The sequence below is a fragment of the Roseobacter sp. GAI101 genome (assembly GCF_000156335.1).
Classification (GTDB): Bacteria; Pseudomonadota; Alphaproteobacteria; order Rhodobacterales; family Rhodobacteraceae; genus Sulfitobacter.
Window position 1 is genome coordinate 2,214,258 of the sequence record NZ_DS999213.1, and the last position, 22,291, is coordinate 2,236,548.

Consider the following 22,291-nt stretch of genomic DNA (forward strand, 5'->3'; position numbering starts at 1 on the left):
GATTTCATAGGATATGTCAATCCGACAAAATTAGTAAACTATTATCGCGGTTAAAGAAGGGGGTAATGAGGTCGCTCAGAGGCGCAAAACCTTCAGGGTCGCGACACTGCCGAACATGAACCTAAAGCTGCGGGTTTGGTCTGTGCGACGACCCCCGCCTACGCCCTGACGAAGCGGATCAACCGCGTCAGGGCGCACTTGGCCAACGGACAGGCACGGGATTTTTGGCCGGGCTAGGCCACGTCCTTCCACCCCGGAACAAAGCTGCGCCAGTCCGGTTGCCGCCCCGCAGCATACTCCATGCCGATCTTGACCCAATCAATGTCACCCGCAGGGGCTTGTCCGCTGATGTTCCCGCTGCCATAGCGCACAACCCTCGATCCCTCCTCAAAAGCGTCAATGGACTGTTCCCAGACGACGCCTTCCCAGTGCAGGGTCATATGACGCCGCAGCGGCTGGTATTCGGCGGTGAACAAAGTGCCGAAACCTTCGCCGTAGCGGTCTTGCCTTAACGGGGCCTCTTGGAATCGGCTGGCAAGGGTCGACGGCGTACACCCGCCCGACAACACCCCGTCCAGATGGTCAGATCTCTCGAACGTGCGGGTGAAGGCACCGCGATCAGGGGTGCTGCCGTCGGTCTGGTGGTTCGTGGCGACAAGGCGAGGCTGCACCTTGGCACCCCCACCGGCGTAGATCTCGACACTTGCTGCAGCGCCCGAGGCATCGGCTACCACCACATTATAGGGCATATGCGACGGCACCCGTTGCAGGGCACGCAACGCTTGCGGGACCGTGTCGCAGGTTTCAAGCACATAGCGCAGGATCGTGGTGATGCCGAAACCGCGCCCGGTTTCCTGCCGCCCGCCATAGGCCAGCGCGATGCTTAGCCCCGCGTCGTTGATCCCGTCGGACAGGCCCCACAGGAACTCGACCATGCCCATGACGCGGCGGCCGGTCCACGCACTGTGCAGCAGCAGGCCTTCGTTCAGGTCAGGCGACAGATCGTAGTTGCGCACAAGGCGAATGTCGTCCTTGGACGTGGCGACGGCCAGCGAACAGCCTCCCAGATAGCTGGGCGGGCACCACGTTGACAAAAAGCACGCGGCGCGGTCCGATCCGCCCGCCAAGGCGGTCAGTTGCGCGTGAACCGGCACCAGTTCGGGCATGTACTTTTCCAAAGCGGCAACGCAGGCGGCACGGTCGGGACCGCTGTCGCCGCCGCGCGCCACGAACCACGCTTCGTATGCAGGCCATGAACGCTGCCAGCGGGCTGCCCACTTTTGGCCGGGGGTTGTTTCGCTGATCGCATCGAAGGTCAGGGAATGGGTCATGTCATGCGCCTTTCAAAGGGAGATCGAGGAAGAACCGCACCATTTCGGTGCTGGCGTCGGGGCCGTCGGGGTCGGTGTAGGATCCTGCGGCATTGCCACCGGACCAGGCGTGACCCAGCCCCGCAATGGTCCAATGCTCCACCACCGGATGTCCCTCGGTCGCCAGGACCGTGCTTCGGGTAAACCTGCGTTTGCCGATGGTGCCGTCGTCGATCACCTGCGGGCCCGTCGCAGCATCTTCCGCGATGCGTTGGCCATTCGCCGCATTCACCGTATGATCGGTGTCACCATGAAACACGATCGTGGGAATGGGCTGCGCTTTCTGGCCATGCGCGCCCCATGCCCCCATCGCGGCAAAGGCGGACGGCATGTCGTGCGCAGCCTTGTAAGGCAGCCCCGAATGCGCGCCAACAGCGTCAAATACGTCCGGATAGGTCTGCCCCAGAATGACCGCCATCGCGGCCCCAGCAGACAGTCCCGCAACAAAGCAGCGACCCTGCGGAATCCGATGATCGCGCTGCATTTGCCCTGCCAGTTCGGCAAGGATCGCGGGTTCGCCTGCATCGCGCGCCTGGTCGGCAGCCGCAAACCAGTTCCAGCAAGATTGCATGTTGGCCCCCCGCGATTGCGCCGGATAGACCACAACCAGCCCATGTTTATCAGCCAGTTGGTTCATGCCCGTGCCTTTTGCAAAATCCACGGGCGACTGCGTGCAGCCATGCAGCATCATGATCAGGCCCGTCGGCGCGGCCCCGTTCAGATCGGGGATGTAAACGCGGTACTCCCTGCTGCCTTGCGCACAGGTTACGGTGCCACTGTCAAATCGCGCACCATCCGGCAGGGGTGGCTCCGTCACATTTGCCGCCGGCATCGGGGATTTCGGCATGTTGCTCAGGCTGGCAAGCGTTTCGCGCAAGCTGCAGCCTGCCTTGGCGCGACCGAACCTTTCAAGGGGCGTTGTGGTAGACGCCCCCTGGCCGGGCAATCCGCCCACGCCAAGGGCGGCTTGTATCATTTCGGTCGCGCCCACGGGGTTTCCCGCGCGCACAAGTTTACTGGCCCGGCGCAGAGCCGAGTTGAATTCATGTGTCATTTCAGTTTCCTTTAAGAGGTTAAATCGGGGTCAGCTGATCCGTGCGCCCAAGGCCTTCTTCACCTCGGCACTGGCCTGAAGCGCGCCCAGCACGTTGATCGACCCGATGGTGGCAAGCGCCAGTTCGGGCGTCACGTCGCTGGCGATGCGGGCAAGGCCCACCACCTTGATGTGCAGGATTTCATTGGCAGCCTGCACGGCCTCAAGATCGGCTGTGGTGTAATCGCGCAGGCCCAGTTCCATCGTGTGGCGGTCGATTGACTGCGTCACGGTATCGGATTGATGGTCCAACTGGTTGCGAATGGCAGTGCGGATAAAATCGCTGCGGTTCGAATAGAACCCTTCCTGCACCAACAGATCAATCCGGCCCAGATCGACAAAGCCAAGGTTGATGGTGATCTTTTCGTTTTCCGGCATCTTGTCCCGGATCTGTCTGACGTTGCTCATGACGTTTCTCCATCCATGTGGATGGTATATGGATGCTAACCGCCAGTTTGCAACACGTGATTTGGATTTACCCGCGCTTAGGCCAACATCCGCACAGCTGTTTCCAGATCGGCTCTGAATTGCGCGGTGGCATCCGCCTTGGCGGCACGGTCGGGCAGACGCAGCAGATAGGACGGGTGCAGGGTCAGCAGCACGGGTGTGCCGTCTGGCGCCTCTTCCACCTTGCCACGGCGGGCAAGGATCGCGTCACGGCGGCCCGTCAGCCCCTCGGCGGCCGTGGCCCCCATGCCAAGGATCAGCTTGGGCTTCACTTGCGCCACTTCGGCATCCAGCCACCAGCGGCAATGGTCAATCTCAGAGGTGTTGGGCCGCTGGTGGATACGCTTTTTACCGCGCGGCGTGAATTTAAAGTGCTTCACCGCATTGGTGACATAGGCCCGGGACCGGTCCAGCCCCGCCTGTACGGCGATCTGGTCGAACAACTGCCCGGCAGGACCGACAAAGGGGCGACCGCTCAGGTCTTCTTGGTCTCCGGGCTGTTCGCCAACGATCATCAGGTCGGCATCCATCGGCCCTTCGCCCACGACGGCTTGCGTCGCGGTACAATGCAGCGGGCAGCGGGTGCAGGCGGCAATCGCGGCGGGCAGCGCATCGCTGGGGCCGTCCCACGCCGAGTGATGCGCCGCCAGTTGCGCCTGAACCTGCGCCATCCGCGCGGGGGGCAGCGACGGGGCCGCTTGGGCCATGGCACGCGCGCGGGCAGGGGCATCGGCGATCATCCGGGGGATGAATGCCGCTTCGGGCATGTTCTTCCAGTATTTCTTGGGCATCTCGGATTGCATGGCTTTGACCATGAGCCGCGCGGGGTTAAAGATATTCTGGAAATAGGTGATCCAAAGCTGTTCGCTGGCGTCTTCGGGCAGGTGCGGCTTTTCCTGCCCCTCGTGAAACGACAGCTTGCCGTTTTCAAACACTGCGGACACATCCGGCGTCAGGATACGCCAATCCATATCGCTGAAGCGGCGCACAAAGAAATCCGCCGTGGGTTCAACCGTATGGTACGTCGGTTCAAACCAGGCGGCAAAGGACCGGCGCGGCGCATCGGCTTCGCCAATCTCGCGAAAGCGCACGAAGGCTTTCATCTTGTGCTGGCAGCGATGCACGTTCTTTTCCATTTGCCGCAGCCGCGACAGATCGCGATCGCCGCGATCCGTCATAAGATGCGGCGCATCTTTCAACCGCCACAAAAAAGTATAAAGCCGGGCAAAGCGTTCAGGATCGCCGTGCCAGACCACGCTGCTTGCCATGCTGACAAAACTGCGCGGCACGGAGACTTGGCCGTTTGGACGCAGGGGCGCGTCGGTGCCAAACAGGTCGGGTGCCGTGTTGGCATCACCCCACAAGATGTCCTCGGGGCGGATACCGGCTGCCAGAAACTGCCGCGCCGCATCGCGCCACGCCTGCGCGGTGCCGATCTGTGGCATGACGGCGCGGTGCATCAGAATAGGCTAAGTTGCTGTGGCGGAGGCGTAAAGCGGGCGCGCAAATTAACGCTGTCGGTCAGACTGCCGGGGGACCAACCGGCCGCCGTGATAAAGCTGCGCGCCTTTTTCATGGACGCGCCCATGCGGATCAGATCCTCGTAGCGCAGGGTGCGGTGGCGGCGGGTGGACAGGATGCGGTTGACGGTTTTCAAGCCAAAGCCGGGCACGCGCAACAGCATCTCGCGACTGGCGCGGTTGACGTCCAGCGGGAAGACCGCGCGGTGTACCAAGGCCCAGGCCAGCTTGGGATCAACCTCAAGATCAAGGTTCCCGTCGGCGGTCACCGACGTAATCTCGTCCAGCTGAAAATCATAGAACCGCAGCAGCCAATCCGCCTGATAAAGCCGGTGTTCACGCTGCAACGGCGGACGGATCAACGGCAGCTTGGAGGAACTGTCAGGGATCGGCGAGAAGGCGGAATAATAAACACGCTTGAGCTTGTAGCTGGAATAGAGCCGCGTGGATTGCCCCAGCACGGTGGCATCATTCGACCCGTCGGCCCCGATGATCATCTGCGTCGACTGCCCCGCAGGCGCGAACCGCGGCGGGCGCTTGCCTGTGTGGGATGTGTCTTTGGACACGTCTTTGCGCAGCCGGAAATCGGCCATCGCCTTGCGGATCTGTTCGGGCTTCTTCTCGGGGGCGTATTGCTGGATCGCGGCGTCGGTGGGCAGTTCGACGTTGATCGACAAACGATCCGCCAGCAATCCTGCTTCGGCAATCAGTTCGGGGGCGGCATCAGGGATGGTTTTCAGGTGAATGTAGCCGCGAAAGTTTTCCTCGTGGCGCAGTTTGCGCGCGATTTGCACCATGTCGGACATGGTTGCATCCGGCGACCGGATCACGCCCGAGGACAGGAACAACCCTTCGATATAATTGCGGCGGTAGAATTCGATGGTCAGTTTGACCACTTCATCCACGCTGAACCGTGCGCGTGTGACGTTCGACGACGCCCGATTGATGCAATAGCTGCAGTCGTAAATGCAGAAATTGGTCATCAGGATTTTCAGCAGACTGATGCAGCGGCCATCCGGAGCATAGGCGTGGCAAATGCCACTGCCTTCGTTTGATCCCAACCCTTTGCCATCACGCGAATCGCGCTTCGTAGAGCCTGAAGAGGCGCAGGAAGCGTCATATTTTGCCGCGTCACTTAGAATCGCGAGCTTTTGTTCTACCGTATGTTTAACCATACGTTCACTGTATGTTCTTATCTGACGGATGTCATGTCAAATCGCCGTGTAACACCGCCGTGGCCTGCGCGTACGGCCAAGGCGGTTTCGTGCCGCGGCCGGGACTTACGTTTCCAGGTCTGGATACACGCGACGCAGTGTTTCGATCAGCTTTTGGCTGCTGACGGGTTTTTTCACCACACGGTCGTCTGGCCCGACAAAGCTGATCTGATCGCGATCATAGGCCGTGATGTAAACGAAGGGGATGCCGCGTTCGCGCAGGATATCCGCAACGGGCTTTGACGTCTTGTTGTGGCCTAGGTTCACATCCAGAAAGGCGATGTCGATATCACCTTCGCGGGCTTTGACCTTGGCGTCTTCAAGATGGATACTTGGACCAACGACGGTAAAGCCGATATCCTCTAGGATGTCAGTCATTTCAAAGGCCACGACGACCTCGTCCTCAACGATGAATATGTTCTGGGGAGCATTAGTCATTATTTTAAATGGTCTTCCGTTTGTTGCGGCATCCGAAGGTGCCATTTATATCCATCAGGCTCGAAGAATGTCTTAATCTCTCCGCCTGTTTCCATCTGAAGCGCGCGCCCGGTGATGATGCTGCCAAAACCCGTCTCTTTCGGTTTTTCCGCACCGGGTCCGCCTGTCTCGATCCAATGGAGTTCTATAGCAGAACCATTTTCCGTCTCAGTTTGTTCCCAAGACAAATTGACACGCCCGTCCGGCACGGACAACGCACCATATTTCATGGCATTTGTCGCCAGTTCATAAAAGGCCATTGAAAAGGCCAGCGCCTGCCGCGAGGGGATTTCGATCTGGGGGCCGTTCATGATGATGCGGCCGTTTCCGATCGGGTCCAGCACATCGGCAGCGACGGCACCGATCGCGGCACGGTCCCACGTGGTACCGACCAATTTGGAATGCGCCACCGCGTAGGCGTTCAGCCGTTGGTCGATGGTTTCGCGCAGCCCGATCTGAACGCGCATCTTGCGCAGGGACTGGCTGACGATAGACTTGACGACACTGAAGGCGTTTTTGACACGGTGGTTCAGTTCGGCGATCAGGATGTTCTGCGCCTCGCGCAGGCGGCGTTCTTCCTCGATGTCGATCAGGGCAACCGTCGCCCCGATGCGCTGCCCTTCGCCATCCCGCACGGGTTCGCAAATGATGCGCATCCAGAAGAACGTCCCGTCGCCCCGCTTGTAGTTCACGTCAATCTCGGAATGGTCCTCGTTTTCGAGGATGACCCGCGCAAGGGGGTATTCGTGGCTCTGAACCCGGCTGCCGTCCTCGTGAAAGGATACCCATTCATCGTATGAATCCGTGCTCTCGGAATGGAATACCGGATGGCGCACCATCTTTTCAACGTGGCTGTTCCCATAAAGGATCTGGCCGTCCCCGTCCGCCATGATGACGCCGATCGGAACCGTTTCCATCATGGCTTCGAGAAAGCTCAATCGGTTGGAGGCATTGCGTGCCTTGTTCCTGCGCGCGGTGGTTTCATCATTATGTGCTGCCAACTCTTCTTGCAGATGCAGAAGCTCCTTGGCCATCTCGTCGGGTGATCGTGTCGGCATGCTGTTTCCAAGATGGTTAAATGTGCTCCGCGAGGAATTAGAGCTTAGGCGGGCAGAGTCTAGCGAAAAACCACGCCCGTTCATTGGATGCCATAGTTTTCGAATTTGCAACATTGGAAATCTGCCAGATCCGGCAACGGCCAGAAGGAATGGCGAGCACTGCCTGCACGTTGTTTCAGGGCGCAAACCACGGATCCGCCCAAGGTGCCGAAAGCAAGATGACCGAGGTTATTCAACGGCACTGCTTGCTTCGCCAAAGGGCTGTGTCAGATGCCGTTGCCGCGCCAGGAAGCGGTCAACATCATGCGCGTCGGGTTGGACGCCGGCGAAAAGTTCGACGTAGTGTTGAACGCGGGCATGCCTTTCAGTGACTGTTTCTTTGACCTGCATCGAGATATAGCCGATCTGGGTATAGATCACGGTCAGCCCGCGCACCTCTGCCTGTTCGGGGGAATAGCCGTGCCGCGTGAACATGCCCGACACCGCACCGATACGACGCCTGTCCGCCGCGCCGACACGCCGTTGCAGATCGGCATCGTTGCGGGCCCAGTTCCGGATGGCCAGATCAAGAGGCGCATCAAACAGCGCGGTGTCCAGCCAGCAGTCCATCAGATGAAAAAGTGCCTCGCAAATGTTGGATGCATCCTTTTGGCACCGGGCCTCGAGGGTGGCGGTATTCTTAGCTTCCCACATCTCGATCATCGCGCCATGCAGTTCGGCGATATCTTTGAAAAACCAGTAGAACCCCGTGCGTGTCAGGTTGAGCCTTTTGGCCAGAGCCATGATTTTGACAGCCTCGATACCGTCTGAAATCAACAGATCATACGCGGCGTTCAGCCATATGTCCCTGGAGCCGCGCTGCCGCGAGAGGTTTGCGTTCATATCAAGCACCATAGAACTCTTGACACACATGTCAATTGTGCGGCACGCTTTGAATGTGACACCCCTGTCAAGTCGCTTTGCTGAACCGGCCAAGCCGATTGTACCTTTGTTTGCGAGATCACCCCGATGACAAAAGACCCGCTGCTTCAGCCCTATCAACTCAAGCACCTGACGTTGAAGAACCGCATCATGACGACCAGCCACGAACCGGCCTACCCCGAGGACGGCATGCCAAAAGACCGCTACCGCGCCTATCACGAAGAGCGCGCCAAGGCTGGTGTGGCCCTTGCGATGACAGCGGGATCGGCGGCGGTATCAAAGGACAGCCCGCCGGTCTTCAACAACATTCTGGCCTACAAGGACGAGGTCGTGCCGTGGATCCAAAACCTGACCGACGGGTGCCACGCCCACGGCTGTGCCGTCATGATCCAATTGACACACCTGGGGCGGCGCACCACTTGGAACAAGGGTGACTGGCTGCCGTCGGTATCGTCGTCGAAACACCGCGAACCGGCACACCGCGCCTTTCCCAAGCTGATCGAGGATTGGGACATTGACCGCATCATCACCGACTTTGCCGATGCTGCCGAACGCATGAAGGCCGGCGGCATGGACGGGATCGAACTACAGGTTTACGGCCACCTTCTGGATCAGTTCTGGTCACCGCTTTCGAATGATCTGGTCGGGCCATACGGGGCCGATACATTGGAGAACCGCATGCGGTTCCCGCTTGATGTGCTGGGCGCGGTCCGCAAGCGGGTCGGAGACGATTTCATCATCGGCTTCCGTTATACCGCCGATGAAGCGCAGAAAGGCGGGATCACCGCCGAAGACGGGCTGGAGATTTCCAGAAAACTGGCCGCGACAGGCCAGCTTGATTTCCTGAACGTCGTCCGAGGCCGTATTCACACCGACCCCGCGATGACCGACCTCATTCCCGTGCAGGGCATGGCAAATGCCCCGCATCTGGACTTTGCCGGGCAGGTCAAAAAGCTGACGGGCATGCCGACATTCCATGCAGCGAAAATCCCCGATGTCGCCACCGCTCGGCACGCAATCGAGGCGGGGTTGTTGGATATGGTGGGCATGACCCGCGCCCATATGGCCGATCCGCATGTGGTCAAAAAGATCATCGAGGGTCGCGAGGAAGACATCCGCCCCTGCGTCGGTGCAACCTATTGCCTTGATCGCATCTATCAGGCGGGCGAGGCGCTGTGCATCCACAATCCGGCGACCGGCCGCGAACTGACGATGCCACACGAGATTTCGCCCGCCGCAGTCAAGCGAAAGGTCGTCATCATCGGCGCGGGCCCGGCAGGCCTTGAAGCTGCGCGGGTCGCGGCAGAGCGGGGCCATGACGTCGTCGTCTTTGAGGCGCAGGCCGATCCCGGAGGGCAGATCCGTCTGACGGCCCGCAGCCCGCGCAGGCGCGAAATGATCTCGATCATCGCGTGGCGGATGGCCCAATGTGCCGCACGCGATGTGGTGTTCCACTTTAACACCTGGGCCGAAGCTGCGGATGTCATGGCGCTGAACCCCGACGTCGTGATCGTGGCGACGGGGGGCATGCCCAATCTCGAGCTGTTCGAGACCGGCAAGGATGCTGCAAATGTGGTGTCTGCCTGGGACATCATTGCAGGCGATGTGAAGCCTGCTCAAAACATCCTGATCTACGATGAAAGCGGCGACCACCCTGCCCTGCAGGCCGCGGAAATCGCGGCCTTTGCAGGATCAAAGGTCGAGGTGATGACACCTGACCGCACATTTTCGCCCGACATCATGGCCATGAATCTGGTGCCCTACATGCGGTCGCTGCAAGACAAGGATGTGACCTTTACCGTGACCCGCAGATTGCTGGGTGTCCTGCGTAACGGCAACCAGCTTACCGCAACGATCGGCACGGATTACAGCGACCACACAGAGATGAAGGACTACGATCAGGTGGTCGTGAATTATGGCACACTGCCCCTGGATGATCTGTATTTCGACCTCAAGCCCAAAAGCTCGAACGGGGGGGCCGTGGACCATGACGCCTTGATCGCCGGCACGCCGCAAACGATGACGCGCAACGAAAGCGGCACGTTCCAGTTGTTCCGCATCGGCGACGCGGTTTCCGCCCGCAACACGCACGCAGCGATCTATGATGCCTTGCGCCTTGTGAAGGATATCTAGGACACAGGTGGTGGCTGATAGCCGACAACCACAGCTCCCAAAACCATATCGACCACGCGCTGCCGCATTCTTTTCTGCCCTTCTTTAGTATAAAGGCTGTTGCCGAACGAGGTCGAGAACGTCGCCATGTTGGAGACGTTGTAGAAACTTGCCGAACTGGTCATCCAGTGAAGTTCGAGAGGGTCGGCATCCTCGCGCAGGACGCCGCTGGCTTTGCCCCGTTCGCAAACGTCGGCCAGTTTTTCGATGATCGCCTTGTTCAGCTTCGGAATGATCTCCGACTTCTTCACATACTCCGCGTTGTGAATATTCTCGATCATCACGAGGCGGATGAAATGCGGGTTGTTTACGTGTGAATCGAACGTCGCTTCGGTCAACCGGCGCAGGGCCGCGACCGGTTCAAGGTCGCTGACATTCAACGCCTGTTCGGTCTCGCGCAGGGATGAATAGACCCGCTCCAGCACGTGCTGGTACAACCCTTCCTTATCGCCGAAGTAATAGTAGATCATCCGCTTGGACGTCGCCGTCCGCTTTGCGATCTCGTTGATGTTCGCACCGGACAGACCCTGCGCCGCGAATTCTTCAGTTGCGATCGTCAGGATGTTCTCCTTGACGGCCTCAGGATTCTTTTTCCACGATGTCTTCCGGTTTTGAGAAGCCTCGTCACAGCTGCCACCCATTTCAAACGCCTCCCCACGTTTTTTGATTCTTGTGTTGAGATATCACAAAATTAACTCGAAGGTACAATCTATTTGACAAATTAACCACGAGGTACATAAGTGAGGCATGACGGCGATGCGAGGAGCGAATCGCCGGCAAACGAACAACTAGGGAGGACACAAATGTCTCGTAAACTGATTGGCGCACTTGTTGCGTTCGGGCTGAGCACAAGCGTTGCAATGGCTCAGGAATACCCAACCAAAGAAATCCAGGGCATCATCCAATGGGGTGCCGGTGGGTCGACAGACACCGTGATGCGGTCCGTCACACCCCACGCCGAAGCGGCGCTTGGTGGCACGGTCGTTATGCAGAACATGACCGGTGCGGTTGGCGCGATCGCCCTGAACCACGTTGCCGGCGCGAAAGCTGACGGCTACACCTTGCTGATGGGCGCGGAAAACCCGCTGCTCTACAAGGTTATGGGCCTTGGCGACAAAGACTACTCCGAATTCACACCAATCAACATTCTGGCACGCGGCACGCCAATTCTGGTTGCCAACAATGACGCGCCTTTCGACGATTACGCAGGCATGATGGACTACATCGCCAAGAACCCTGGCGAGCTGCGCATCGGTTCAACCGGCCCCGGCGGCGTTCCTTCGGTCGTTACCGCGATGATGAACACAGTCGAAGGCAATCTGGACGTGATCGCAGTCCCTTACGACGGTGACGGTCCTGCACTGACAGCCCTTCAGGGTGGTGCCATCGACGTGATGCCCGCCGTTCTGGGTGCCGCAATCGAAAGCATCCGCGCCGGCGCGATGAAGCCTATCGCGATCTTTGATGTCGAACAGAACCCAAAACTGCCAGAAGTGCCCGCCGTGACATCGTTCAACGATGGCTACAGCAAGTACCTGCCTTGGGGTCCGTTCTTTGGCGTCTTCGTACCCAAAGGCACAGCTGACGATGTCGTGGCCAAGCTAAGCGCGGCCTACTCCGAAGGTGCCGCACACCCTGATTTCGTAAAGCTGATGGACGACCGTGGCTTTACCATGATGGGCATCAGCGGCGACGACGCGACCGCGTTCCTGTCGAAATGGCAGCAAGGTACCGCATGGCTTCTTCAGGACGCTGGTCTGGCCAAGACGTCCCCGGAAGAGTTCGGCATCGCACGCCCATAAGACGACACCCCGATTTTATCGGACGGCCGGCCTTCGGGCCTGCCAAACTTGGTGCCGCCCGCGCCTGAAGATGCTGGGCGGCGCTTTGCGTTCCGGGGGAGGAGCCCGGATCAACCCCAGGGAGGAGAGGATCATGGATCCGGATTTCAGAGGTGACATCGATCATCACGACGGCACATCCGACGCAACGCCGGGCGGATATGTTGAAAAGCGCCGGCCCGGGGAATTGGCTTTTGCCCTGTTCCTGACAGCGGCCAGCCTGTTCTTGCTCTATAGCGCTTATGGCATCTCGGGCTTCGAAGCCCTGTCGGCACCGGGTGCCATTCCGATGGCCACGACGCTGGTCATGGCGATCTCAGCCTTTATCGTGGTCCTGCGCACGGCAGGTCTGCCGAAGGTCACGACCGAAACGCTGGCCAAGGATATCCTGCCCGGCACCGTGATCGTCTTCATCGGATTTCTGATCCTGTTCGGTTTGCTTTTGCAGCCGCTGGGGTTTGTCCTCACGGCTGGCCTGTTTCTGATCGTCGCGATCAAGGTGCTCGCGAAACGGGGCTGGGGCTATACGCTGGCCGTCGCCCTTGGATCACTGGTTCTGATCTGGATCGTCTTTCGGGTGGTGTTCACGGTGCTCTTGCCCTCCGGCGTCCTGCCCGAAGCTGAATTCATCCAGTTCTTCCGCAACCTCATCGCCGCAGGAGCATCCTGATGGAAACGTTTCTCGCCATCCTTACCGTATTCACCCAGCCTGAACTGCTATTGCTTGTCGGCGTGGGCACCTTTGCGGGCATCTACATCGGGGCCATTCCCGGTCTTTCGGTCACAATGGCCGTATCGATCCTGATCTCCTTTACCTTTTCATGGGACGTTTACCCCGCGATTTCATTGATGGTCGGCATCTACATGGGCGGCGTCTATGGCGGTTCGCGCACGGCCATTCTGTTGAACATTCCCGGTGCCCCGTCTGCCATTGCGACGGCCATGGACGGCTACCCCATGGCGCAACGCGGCGAAGCGGGCCAAGCCATCGGCGTGACAACGGTCATGTCGTTCTTTGGGGGGCTGATCGGCATTCTGGTGCTGGCCCTCGCCGCCCCGTTCGTTTCGGAATTCGCGCTCAGCTTTCAGCCGCGCGACTACATGCTGCTGGCGGTTCTGGGCATCCTCCTGGTCGGTTCGCTGTCCAGTGGGTCGATGATCAAGGGGATATTCGCAGGCTCACTGGGCATCGCCATCGGTGCCGTCGGCCGCGACCCGCTGACCTTTACGGAACGGTTCACCTTTGATTTTCAGATCATGGAAGGCGGCATTTCCTTTATCGCCGTGATGATCGGCATGTTCGGCGTGTCCGAAGCACTGATGCAGTTGCAGAACGTCAACATGAAAGCCGTCCGCCAGAAGATCGACAAGATCGTTCCTTCCTTCGGGACCGTCAAGAAATTCCTGCCGCTGTCCCTGCAAACCTCGACCATCGGGGTGGTGATCGGCGCGTTGCCCGGAACGGGCGGCGATATTGCGGCGCTGATGGCCTATGACCACGCAAAACGTGTGACCAAAAACCCGAAAACCCCCTTTGGTGAAGGCGCGATGGAGGGGCTGGTGGCCCCCGAGACCGCGAACAACGCCGCCGTCGGCGGGGCCTTCATCCCGATGATGACGCTGGGAATTCCCGGCGATGCGGTCACCGCGATCATGATCGGCGCGCTGTTCATCCACGGCCTGAACCCCGGCCCGATGCTGATGATCGACCAGCCGAACATGTTCTGGTTCATCGTCGGGGCACTTTTCACCGCGAACATCTTCATGCTGATCTTCGGCCTGACCGGCATCAAGATCTTCACCAAGATCGTCGAGATGCCGCGGGCCATCATCATCCCGCTGATCCTGCTGCTGTCGATCGTCGGTGCCTATGCGGTGAACAATTCAATCACGGACGTTTACTGGATGCTCGGCTTTGGCGTGTTCGGCTATTTCATGCGCCACTACGGCTATCCTTTGGGGCCCGTGATCCTGGGTGTCATCCTGTCCCGTCTGCTGGATGACAACTGGCGTCGCGCAATCATATCGGAACGTGAGGATCTGGGCCGCTTTTTCGAAGGCGTCTTCACCAGCCCTCTTTCCCTTGTGCTGTTCGTCGCCGTGATTCTGATTTTCGTGAGCCAGACACCGCTTTGGACAGCGATGAAGAAACGCCTGTTTAGAAAGACACCGTCATGACCTCTCCTGCTTCCAAAACCATCAAGCTTGGCCTGATCGGCGACAACATCAGCCGGTCCAAATCGCCGCGCCTGCATCGAACTGCCGGACAGTTGGCCGGCTTGGACGTCACCTATGACCGCCTGATCCCCAAGGACATGGGGCTGTCGTTTGACGACGTCTTTGCCCAAGCCCAAAGCGGCGGGTTTTGCGGCATCAACGTCACCTACCCCTACAAGGAACTGGTGACCTCGAAAGTGACTGTTGCCGATCCGCTAGTCCGTGCCATCGGGGCCGTCAACACCGTGGTTTTCGATGCAGATGGCCCGAAAGGGTTCAACACGGATTACACCGGGTTCATGCATGCCTACAGGGCAGTGCGCGGTGCGCAGAACCCCGGCATCGTTTGCCTGATCGGTACTGGCGGGGTCGGCAAGGCGGTGGCCTTCGGTCTGGGTGCGCTCAAGGCGCAGACCATCCGCTGCGTTGATCTGGATCCGACAAAGGCAGATGCGCTTGCCGACGCGCTGCGCGCGCTTGGATCGGACACCACGGTTGAAACCTCGACCGATGCGATCCAGGCGGCCAAAGGCGCGGACGGCCTGATCAACTGCACCCCGTTGGGGATGGTCGGAATTGGAGGAACAGCCTTGCCAGCCGAGGCGATGCAGGGTGCAAGCTGGGCCTTTGACGCCGTTTATACCCCGGTAGACACGCAATTCCTACAAGACGCCGTGCAGGCAAGCCTGACCGTGATTTCCGGATACGAGCTGTTCTTCGGGCAAGGTCTGGATGCCTGGAAAATCTTTACCGGCGTCGAAATAGACCCATCGGATCTGCGCAATGCCATTCAAGGGGAAGAGGTATGAAAACATCAATCGCCACTGTTTCGATCTCGGGCAACCTGCCGGAAAAGCTTGAAGCGATTGCCGCTGCGGGCTTTGATGGCATCGAAATCTTTGAACAGGATTTCATCGCCCATGACGGAAACCCCCGCGAGGTGGGCGACCTGATACGGTCTATGGGGCTCGAGATCACATTGTTCCAACCGTTCAGGGACTTTGAAGGCCTGCCCGCCCCGCTGCGGGCAAAGGCGTTCGACCGCGCGGAACGCAAATTCGATCTGATGCAGGAACTGGGCACTGATCTGGTGTTGATTTGTTCGTCCTGCCATCCGGAGGCACTTGGCGGCATCGACCGTGCGGCGGCTGACTTTCACGAGCTGGGCGCACGTGCGGCCAAGCGTGACCTGCGGGTCGGCTTTGAAGCGCTGGCCTGGGGTCGCCATGTCAACGATCACCGCGATGCGTGGGAAATCGTGCGCCGCGCAGACCATGCGAATGTCGGCCTGATCCTTGATAGTTTTCACACCCTGGCCCGCAAGATCGACCCTGAAACGATCCGCCGTATTCCCGGCGACAAGATCTTTTTCGTGCAACTCGCCGATGCGCCGTTGATCGATATGGACCTGCTGTATTGGTCCCGCCACTTTCGCAACATGCCGTTCGAGGGCGATCTGCCTGTTGTCGACTTTATGAAAGCGGTGATGGCCACGGGATACGCCGGGCCGATCTCGCTCGAGATTTTCAACGACCAGTTCCGGGGTGGACAGCCCAAGACTATCGCGAAGGATGGCCATCGGTCACTGATTGCGCTGATGGATGACGTGCGGCGGGATGCGCCGACTGCCCCTGCAGACATCGCCCCCATGCCTGCGCGGTCCAATGTCGATGGCGTATCGTTCGTTGAATTCGCCACGCGCGGTGAAGAGGCCGAAGCGTTGGAAGCCATTCTGGATACGCTTGGGTTTCAACACTCCGGCACGCATATCGCGAAAAAGCTGTCGCTTTGGACCCAGGGTGACATCCGCATCGTCATTAACCGCGAAACCTCAGGCTATGCCAGCAGTGCCTATACCACCCACGGTACGACCGTTTGCGATATCGGAATATCCGTCGACGCGGCCGCCAAGACGGTTTCGAGGGCAAAGTCGTTGGGTGCCGACCCGTTCGAGCAGGCCATTGGCCCGGGCGAGCTGAACATTCCCGCGATCCGGGGACAAAGCGGCAGTGTCCTGCATTTCATCGACAAGACCAGCGGCCTGAGTGACGTTTGGTCGGTTGAATTCATCAAGACGGCGGCCGACAAGGCGGGCGCGGGACTTGAGCGGATCGACCACCTTGCGCAGACCATGAGCTATGACGAAATGCTAAGCTGGTCGTTGTTCTACACCACGCTGTTCCAGATGCAGAAATCACCGATGGTGGATGTGGTTGATCCGGACGGGCTGGTGCGCAGTCAAGCGCTCGAGACAGCGGACGGGTCGTTTCGCATCACGCTGAACGGGGCGGAAACGCATCGTACGATGGCAGGAAACTTTCTGGCCGACAGCTTTGGCGCGTCTGTTCAGCATATCGCCCTTTCCACCAGCGATATCTTTGCTACAGCCGACGCGATGGCCCAGCGGGGTTTCAAACCGTTACCGATGTCGGAGAACTACTATGCCGATCTGGTTGCCCGGTTCGATCTGGACCCCGACATGCTTGCCGCCTTGAAGGCCGCCAACATCCTGTACGACGAAGATGCGCAGGGGGCTTTTTTTCAATTCTATTCGCAGCCCTATGCGGGCGGAATGTTTTTCGAAATTGTAGAAAGGCGGGGCGGTTACAAAGGATATGGCGCACCAAACGCACCGTTCCGGATCGCAGCACAAAAGCGTCTGATGCGCCCCAAGAGAATGCCCAGACGATAGGGGGCATCAGCGTCCCCACAAACACACTGGCCCGGTGCCAACCCTCGGGTTTGGACAAACGGCGGCATTCCTAACGGGGTGCCGCCGTTTTGTCGTTGGTCCGGTGGCAATTTCCAGTGTCGCGCACCGCATCTTTGCCCCCTTTAGGGCCATCCATTGATCCATGACATATTGGCCCCGTGAAAAAGCATCTAAACTTTCTCTCAAAAGCATCGAAATCACATCGCGGGACCACGTGCGCAGAAGGAAGATATGAAACCCCTGTTTTTGATCGCTGCCTATCTTGTCGTCGTCACCCTTCCGCTGATCTTGTCCTGGCTGACGGGCGCCCCGACGCGTGCGGTCCATCAGGAACTTGCTTCGGGCCTCGGCATTCTTGCCTTTTCTATGATCCTGATGGAATTCGTCCTTTCCGGCCGCTTCAAGAGCATTTCCAATGGCATCGGCATGGACGTGACAATGCGGGTTCACCAGATGATGGCCCGCACGGCACTCGCTTTTGCGGTGGTCCATCCGCTGCTTTACCAAGGGACACCGTCAGGCGGACCGCGCCCGTGGGACCCGTCGCGGCAGATAACGATCACGACCGGTTTTTCCGATCTTTCGACGGGTATTGCGGCCTATCTTTTGCTGCCAGGCCTTGTTCTTCTGGCAGTCGGGCGCAGTCAGCTGGACTATAAATACGAAACGTGGCGTCTGATGCATGGCATCGGCGCGCTCTTGATCGCGGCCCTTTTGCTGCATCACACCGTCTATGCAGGGCGGTACGGATCGCAGCCGGTGATGATCTGGCTGTGGATCACGATGACCGGCATCGCGGTTGGGTCGCTGTTCTATGTTTATCTGCTCGTGCCGCTGCGGGATAGAAATCGCGCGTGGCGTGTGATGTCTGTCACCCCGTTGACACCGGGACAGTGGGAATTGACCCTCGCCCCCAAAGACCATCACGGGCTTGATTACAGTGCGGGACAATTCGTTTGGCTGAATGTGGGCCACAGTCCTTTCTCGCTCAAGGAAAATCCCTTTTCGTTATCTTCTACACCCGCGGCGCGGCCGACGATTTCTTTCATGATCAAGGAATTCGGTGATTTCACGCGAACCCTGGGCCAGATCAAGCCCGGCACGGCTGCGTATCTTGATGGCCCTTTTGGCCACCTGTCCGTCGAAAACCGCACTGAGCCAGGGATCGCCCTGATTGCGGGCGGTGTCGGCCTTGCCCCGCTGTTGGGCATTCTCAGGCACCTGCGCCTGACAGGCGATCCGCGCGAAATCAGGCTGGTCTATGGGAATCGGACCGAAGATCAGATTGCCTATTCGGATGAATTGGGTGCGCAGGACGTGACATATGTGTTGTCGGCCCCGCCCCCGGACTGGCAAGGTGCGACGGGTATCATCGATGCGGCGCTGATGGATCACGTCTTTTCGACGCAACAGTACAAAGAATGGGTCTTTGTGTTGTGTGGGCCGCCGGTCATGATGGATATCGTCGAAAATCACCTCCTGAAGTGCGGCGTGCCTTCCCATCGTATACTTTCAGAGCGGTTTTACTATGACTAGACTATTCAATCACATGTGTCTGCGACGGCGCATCTTGGCCGCAATCTGGGCACAGAATATCATCCTGTGCCTCGCGCTTCTCGCGTTTGCCCTGCGCTGATGACTGCGGGTGTTTCATGGGCACTCTAAGGACTTGTGGGTCGTGGTGAAATTACTTCCAGAAATCCGGCATAGTCGTGAAATACCAGAGCCTTGCTGGCGAAAGGCTCAAGATGGAATTGAATATCTCGCAAATATGGGAAGGTGCCTGAAGCGTCCTGGCTTTACCTTCGCCGTGATGGGGCGTGTGGCTCCCGTTCTCTCACAAGCAAGGGCCCGACTTTAAAGCCAAGCGCTGTACATTTCTCGATCCTGCCTTCGCGGCGCACATTTTCAACTGGATGCAAGACATTATTCCTGATTGTGTTTTTCAATCAGTGTTTTGTTTGTTTGGATTTGTCTTTGATTTCATCGTAGAGAGATACGTTTTTGATTGATGAACTTATTAGGTTTGGCGGTGACCTACTCTCCCACGTCTTAAGACGCAGTACCATTGGCGCAGTAGCACTTAACTGCCGAGTTCGGGATGGGATCGGGTGTTTTGCTTACGCTATGACCACCAAACCGAATAAATTCATCAACGTCGCTGTTTTGCGTAGCAAAAAGCGACGGTGGCGAGAGCGTATTGCAGAGCAATGCGCGTAGCCACACGTTTGTTGTTATCGCCATTTCCCTGGCGATAACAACGAAGTCCAAGTCAGTACATTTATGTATGTGTGTATGCTTTTGATAAATCCGTAAAAGTCTTGCTTCTACTGGATCAAATCAAGCCTATCGAGCCATTAGTACCAGTCAACTGAACGTATTACTACGCTTACATCTCTGGCCTATCGACGAGGTGGTCTACCTCGGCTCTCAGGGATACCTTGTTTTGAGGGGGGCTTCCCGCTTAGATGCCTTCAGCGGTTATCCTGTCCGATCATAGCTACCCAGCACTGCTATTGGCATAACAACTGGTCCACCAGTGGATCGTTCACCCCGGTCCTCTCGTACTAGGGGCAACTCCTCTCAAGTATCCTACACCCACGGAAGATAGGGACCGAACTGTCTCACGACGTTCTAAACCCAGCTCACGTACCTCTTTAAACGGCGAACAGCCGTACCCTTGGGACCTGCTCCAGCCCCAGGATGAGATGAGCCGACATCGAGGTGCCAAACACTGCCGTCGATATGGACTCTTGGGCAGTATCAGCCTGTTATCCCCGGCGTACCTTTTATCCGTTGAGCGATGGCCCTCCCACTTGGGACCACCGGATCACTATGGCCGTCTTTCGACTCTGCTCGACTTGTCAGTCTCGCAGTCAGGCTGGCTTCTGCCATTGCACTCAACGAGCGATTTCCGACCGCTCTGAGCCAACCTTCGCGCGCCTCCGTTACGATTTAGGAGGCGACCGCCCCAGTCAAACTACCCACCACACAGGGTCCCGGATCCGGATAACGGACCGCGGTTAGACATCAAGCAGAACAAGGGTGGTATCTCAAGGGAGGCTCCACGCAGACTGGCGTCCACGCTTCAAAGCCCACCACCTATCCTGCACATGTTCGGCCTAATGCCAGTGTGAAGTTGTAGTAAAGGTGCACGGGGTCTTTCCGTCTAACCGCGGGTAACCGGCATCTTGACCGGTAATTCAATTTCGCTGAGTCTATGTTGGAGACAGCGGGGAAGTCGTTACGCCATTCGTGCAGGTCGGAACTTACCCGACAAGGAATTTCGCTACCTTAGGACCGTTATAGTTACGGCCGCCGTTTACCTGGGCTTCAATTCAGAGCTCTCACCCCTCCTTTTAACCTTCAGGCACCGGGCAGGCGTCAGACCCTATACGTCGTCTTACGACTTCGCAGAGCCCTGTGTTTTTAATAAACAGTCGCCACCCCCTGGTTTGTGCCCCCAGCCTCTAGTTGCCTAGAAACCGGGCCTCCTTCTCGCGAACTTACGGAGGTATTTTGCCGAGTTCCTTCAACATAGTTCTCTCAAGCGCCTTGGTATTCTCTACCTATCCACCTGTGTCGGTTTAGGGTACGATCTAGCGATGGAGCTATTTCCAGGGACCTCTAAGCAGCCCATTCAATCCGATAAGGATGAACTACCCTCGAGATCCGTCACTTCCATCTGGCCCAGGAATATTAACCTGGTTCCCATCGACTACGCCTTTCGGCCTCGCCTTAGGGGTCGGCTTACCCTGCTCAGATTAGCTTTAAGCAGGAACCCTTGGATTTTCGGCGAGAGTGTCTCTCACACTCTTTGTCGCTACTCATGTCATCATTCTCACTAGTGATCTCTCCACGGGATCCCTCACAGGCCCGCTTCACAGAAAAGACTTTGTCTTTTATGATCTCTTTATATGCACTACCGCCTTTGGCTACTTGAGTGCGAACACCCAAACAACAAACCTTGGTACTACAAAAGATCAATAAAGACGTAGTCTTATGTCACACTACGCTCTGCTACCATGCAATAAATGCATCCTAAGCTTCGGCTCATGGCTTGAGCCCCGTTACATCTTCGCCGCAAGACAACTTATTTAGACCAGTGAGCTGTTACGCTATCTTTAAAGGATGGCTGCTTCTAAGCCAACCTCCTGGTTGTTTTGGTCGTCTCACCTGCTTTCCCACTTAGCCATGAATTAGGGGCCTTAGCTGTAGGTCAGGGTTGTTTCCCTCTTCACGACGGACGTTAGCATTCGCCGTGTGTCTGCCATCTAGTACTCCTCGGTATTCGGAGTTTGGTTAGGATCAGTAAGCCTGTGGGGCCCCATTACCCATCCAGTGCTCTACCCCCGAGGGTATTCGGATGACGCTCTACCTAAATAGATTTCGCAGAGAACCAGCTATCTCCGAGTTTGATTGGCCTTTCACCCCTAGGCACAGCTCATCCCGATCCTTTTCAACGGATGTGGGTTCGGTCCTCCAGTAAGTGTTACCTTACCTTCAACCTGGCCATGCCTAGATCACTCGGTTTCGGGTCTGATCCCACAAACTCAACGCCCTATTAAGACTCGCTTTCGCTGCGCCTACACCTAACGGCTTAAGCTTGCTTGTGAGACCAAGTCGATGACCCATTATACAAAAGGTACGCTGTCAGATCGTAAAGATCCTCCAACTGATTGTAGGCGTTCGGTTTCAGGTACTGTTTCACTCCCCTCGTCGGGGTGCTTTTCACCTTTCCCTCACGGTACTGGTTCACTATCGGTCAGTAAGGAGTACTTAGCCTTCGAAGGTGGTCCTCCGATCTTCAGACAGAATTTCACGTGTTCCGCCCTACTTAATACGTCCTCTCATGCTTCTTATACGGGACTGTCACCCACTTTGGTTGCGCATTCCAACGCATTCTAACCACAATTGAGGCTCGGCTGGTCCCCGTTCGCTCGCCGCTACTAGGGGAGTATCAATTGATTTCCTTTCCTCCGGGTACTTAGATGTTTCAGTTCCCCGGGTTTGCTTTTATAAACCTATGTATTCAGTCTATAAATACCTGGTTTACCTCATTATTAGCTACCCCGAAGGGTAATAATAACAAAGTATCAGGTGGGTTGCCCCATTCAGAAATCCATGGATCAAAGCTTATTCTCAGCTCCCCATGGCTTATCGCAGAGTATCACGTCTTTCATCGCCTCTTACTGCCAAGGCATTCACCAAACGCCCTTTTCGCGCTTGATTTGATCCAGAAAAAGCA

At 57.7% G+C, this 22,291-nt stretch carries 16 protein-coding genes and 2 rRNA genes; 7 read left to right on the forward strand and 11 right to left on the reverse strand.

The window, feature by feature from the left end; all coding sequences use genetic code 11:
* Nucleotides 1–233 precede the first annotated feature (233 nt).
* The 8 genes from RGAI101_RS10295 to RGAI101_RS10330 form a co-directional block, all read right to left on the reverse strand.
* Nucleotides 234–1,331 (reverse strand): C45 family autoproteolytic acyltransferase/hydolase, encoded by a 1,098-nt coding sequence (locus RGAI101_RS10295; RefSeq protein WP_008227486.1) that lies wholly within the window; start codon nucleotides 1,329–1,331, stop codon nucleotides 234–236.
* Nucleotide 1,332: 1 nt separating this feature from the next.
* Complete coding sequence (locus RGAI101_RS10300; RefSeq protein ID WP_008229308.1) at nucleotides 1,333–2,424, reverse strand: extracellular catalytic domain type 1 short-chain-length polyhydroxyalkanoate depolymerase; 1,092 nt, start codon at nucleotides 2,422–2,424, stop codon at nucleotides 1,333–1,335.
* Between the two features lie 30 nt (nucleotides 2,425–2,454).
* Entirely contained in the window at nucleotides 2,455–2,871 is a 417-nt protein-coding gene (locus RGAI101_RS10305) for a CopG family transcriptional regulator (protein ID WP_008224891.1), read from the reverse strand.
* A 77-nt stretch (nucleotides 2,872–2,948) separates the two neighbouring features.
* Nucleotides 2,949–4,370 carry a UdgX family uracil-DNA binding protein gene (locus RGAI101_RS10310; protein WP_008226553.1) on the reverse strand — a complete coding sequence of 474 codons (1,422 nt, stop codon included), beginning with the start codon at nucleotides 4,368–4,370 and terminating at the stop codon, nucleotides 2,949–2,951.
* Nucleotides 4,370–5,605, reverse strand: coding sequence for a putative DNA modification/repair radical SAM protein (locus RGAI101_RS10315; protein ID WP_008225543.1), 1,236 nt, complete (start codon nucleotides 5,603–5,605; stop codon nucleotides 4,370–4,372). Before RGAI101_RS10315 ends, RGAI101_RS10310 begins: the two co-directional genes overlap by 1 nt.
* A gap of 105 nt (nucleotides 5,606–5,710) precedes the next feature.
* Entirely contained in the window at nucleotides 5,711–6,082 is a 372-nt protein-coding gene (locus RGAI101_RS10320; protein ID WP_008226864.1) for a response regulator, read from the reverse strand.
* Nucleotides 6,082–7,179, reverse strand: a complete 1,098-nt coding sequence (locus RGAI101_RS10325) for an HWE histidine kinase domain-containing protein (RefSeq protein ID WP_008225001.1) — start codon at nucleotides 7,177–7,179, stop codon at nucleotides 6,082–6,084. The genes RGAI101_RS10320 and RGAI101_RS10325 overlap by 1 nt, the downstream gene beginning before the upstream one ends.
* Before the next feature lie 228 nt (nucleotides 7,180–7,407).
* Nucleotides 7,408–8,061: a TetR/AcrR family transcriptional regulator gene (locus RGAI101_RS10330; protein WP_050763253.1), complete on the reverse strand. Its 654-nt coding sequence runs from the start codon at nucleotides 8,059–8,061 to the stop codon at nucleotides 7,408–7,410.
* Between the two features lie 126 nt (nucleotides 8,062–8,187).
* On the opposite strand from RGAI101_RS10330, the gene RGAI101_RS10335 reads away from it, so the two are divergent.
* Nucleotides 8,188–10,233 (forward strand): NADH:flavin oxidoreductase, encoded by a 2,046-nt coding sequence (locus RGAI101_RS10335; protein ID WP_008227697.1) that lies wholly within the window; start codon nucleotides 8,188–8,190, stop codon nucleotides 10,231–10,233.
* On the opposite strand, the gene RGAI101_RS10340 is transcribed toward RGAI101_RS10335, so the two are convergent.
* Nucleotides 10,230–10,913, reverse strand: coding sequence for a TetR/AcrR family transcriptional regulator (locus RGAI101_RS10340; protein ID WP_008227119.1), 684 nt, complete (start codon nucleotides 10,911–10,913; stop codon nucleotides 10,230–10,232). The two genes, RGAI101_RS10335 and RGAI101_RS10340, sit on opposite strands and share 4 nt — an antisense overlap.
* Before the next feature lie 162 nt (nucleotides 10,914–11,075).
* Between RGAI101_RS10340 and RGAI101_RS10345 the strand changes: the two genes are divergently transcribed.
* The 6 genes from RGAI101_RS10345 to RGAI101_RS10370 all read left to right on the forward strand — a co-directional run bounded on the left by RGAI101_RS10345 (nucleotide 11,076) and on the right by RGAI101_RS10370 (nucleotide 18,579).
* Nucleotides 11,076–12,074: a Bug family tripartite tricarboxylate transporter substrate binding protein gene (locus tag RGAI101_RS10345; protein WP_008227000.1), complete on the forward strand. Its 999-nt coding sequence runs from the start codon at nucleotides 11,076–11,078 to the stop codon at nucleotides 12,072–12,074.
* A gap of 133 nt (nucleotides 12,075–12,207) precedes the next feature.
* The gene (locus RGAI101_RS10350; protein ID WP_008227533.1) at nucleotides 12,208–12,783 is read left to right on the forward strand and encodes a tripartite tricarboxylate transporter TctB family protein; all 576 of its coding nucleotides are present in this window, start codon (nucleotides 12,208–12,210) and stop codon (nucleotides 12,781–12,783) included.
* Complete coding sequence (locus RGAI101_RS10355; protein WP_008227436.1) at nucleotides 12,783–14,291, forward strand: tripartite tricarboxylate transporter permease; 1,509 nt, start codon at nucleotides 12,783–12,785, stop codon at nucleotides 14,289–14,291. Before RGAI101_RS10350 ends, RGAI101_RS10355 begins: the two co-directional genes overlap by 1 nt.
* Nucleotides 14,288–15,139 (forward strand): shikimate dehydrogenase family protein, encoded by an 852-nt coding sequence (locus RGAI101_RS10360; RefSeq protein ID WP_008226434.1) that lies wholly within the window; start codon nucleotides 14,288–14,290, stop codon nucleotides 15,137–15,139. Before RGAI101_RS10355 ends, RGAI101_RS10360 begins: the two co-directional genes overlap by 4 nt.
* Entirely contained in the window at nucleotides 15,136–17,022 is a 1,887-nt protein-coding gene (locus tag RGAI101_RS10365; protein WP_008229286.1) for a bifunctional sugar phosphate isomerase/epimerase/4-hydroxyphenylpyruvate dioxygenase family protein, read from the forward strand. The genes RGAI101_RS10360 and RGAI101_RS10365 overlap by 4 nt, the downstream gene beginning before the upstream one ends.
* A 252-nt stretch (nucleotides 17,023–17,274) precedes the next feature.
* Nucleotides 17,275–18,579: a ferredoxin reductase family protein gene (locus RGAI101_RS10370; protein WP_008229463.1), complete on the forward strand. Its 1,305-nt coding sequence runs from the start codon at nucleotides 17,275–17,277 to the stop codon at nucleotides 18,577–18,579.
* 488 nt (nucleotides 18,580–19,067) lie between these two features.
* Here the strand turns inward: RGAI101_RS10370 and rrf are convergent.
* Nucleotides 19,068–19,182, reverse strand: a 5S ribosomal RNA gene (gene rrf / locus RGAI101_RS10375).
* 197 nt (nucleotides 19,183–19,379) lie between these two features.
* Nucleotides 19,380–22,275, reverse strand: a 23S ribosomal RNA gene (locus tag RGAI101_RS10380).
* Between the last annotated feature and the right edge of the window lie 16 nt (nucleotides 22,276–22,291).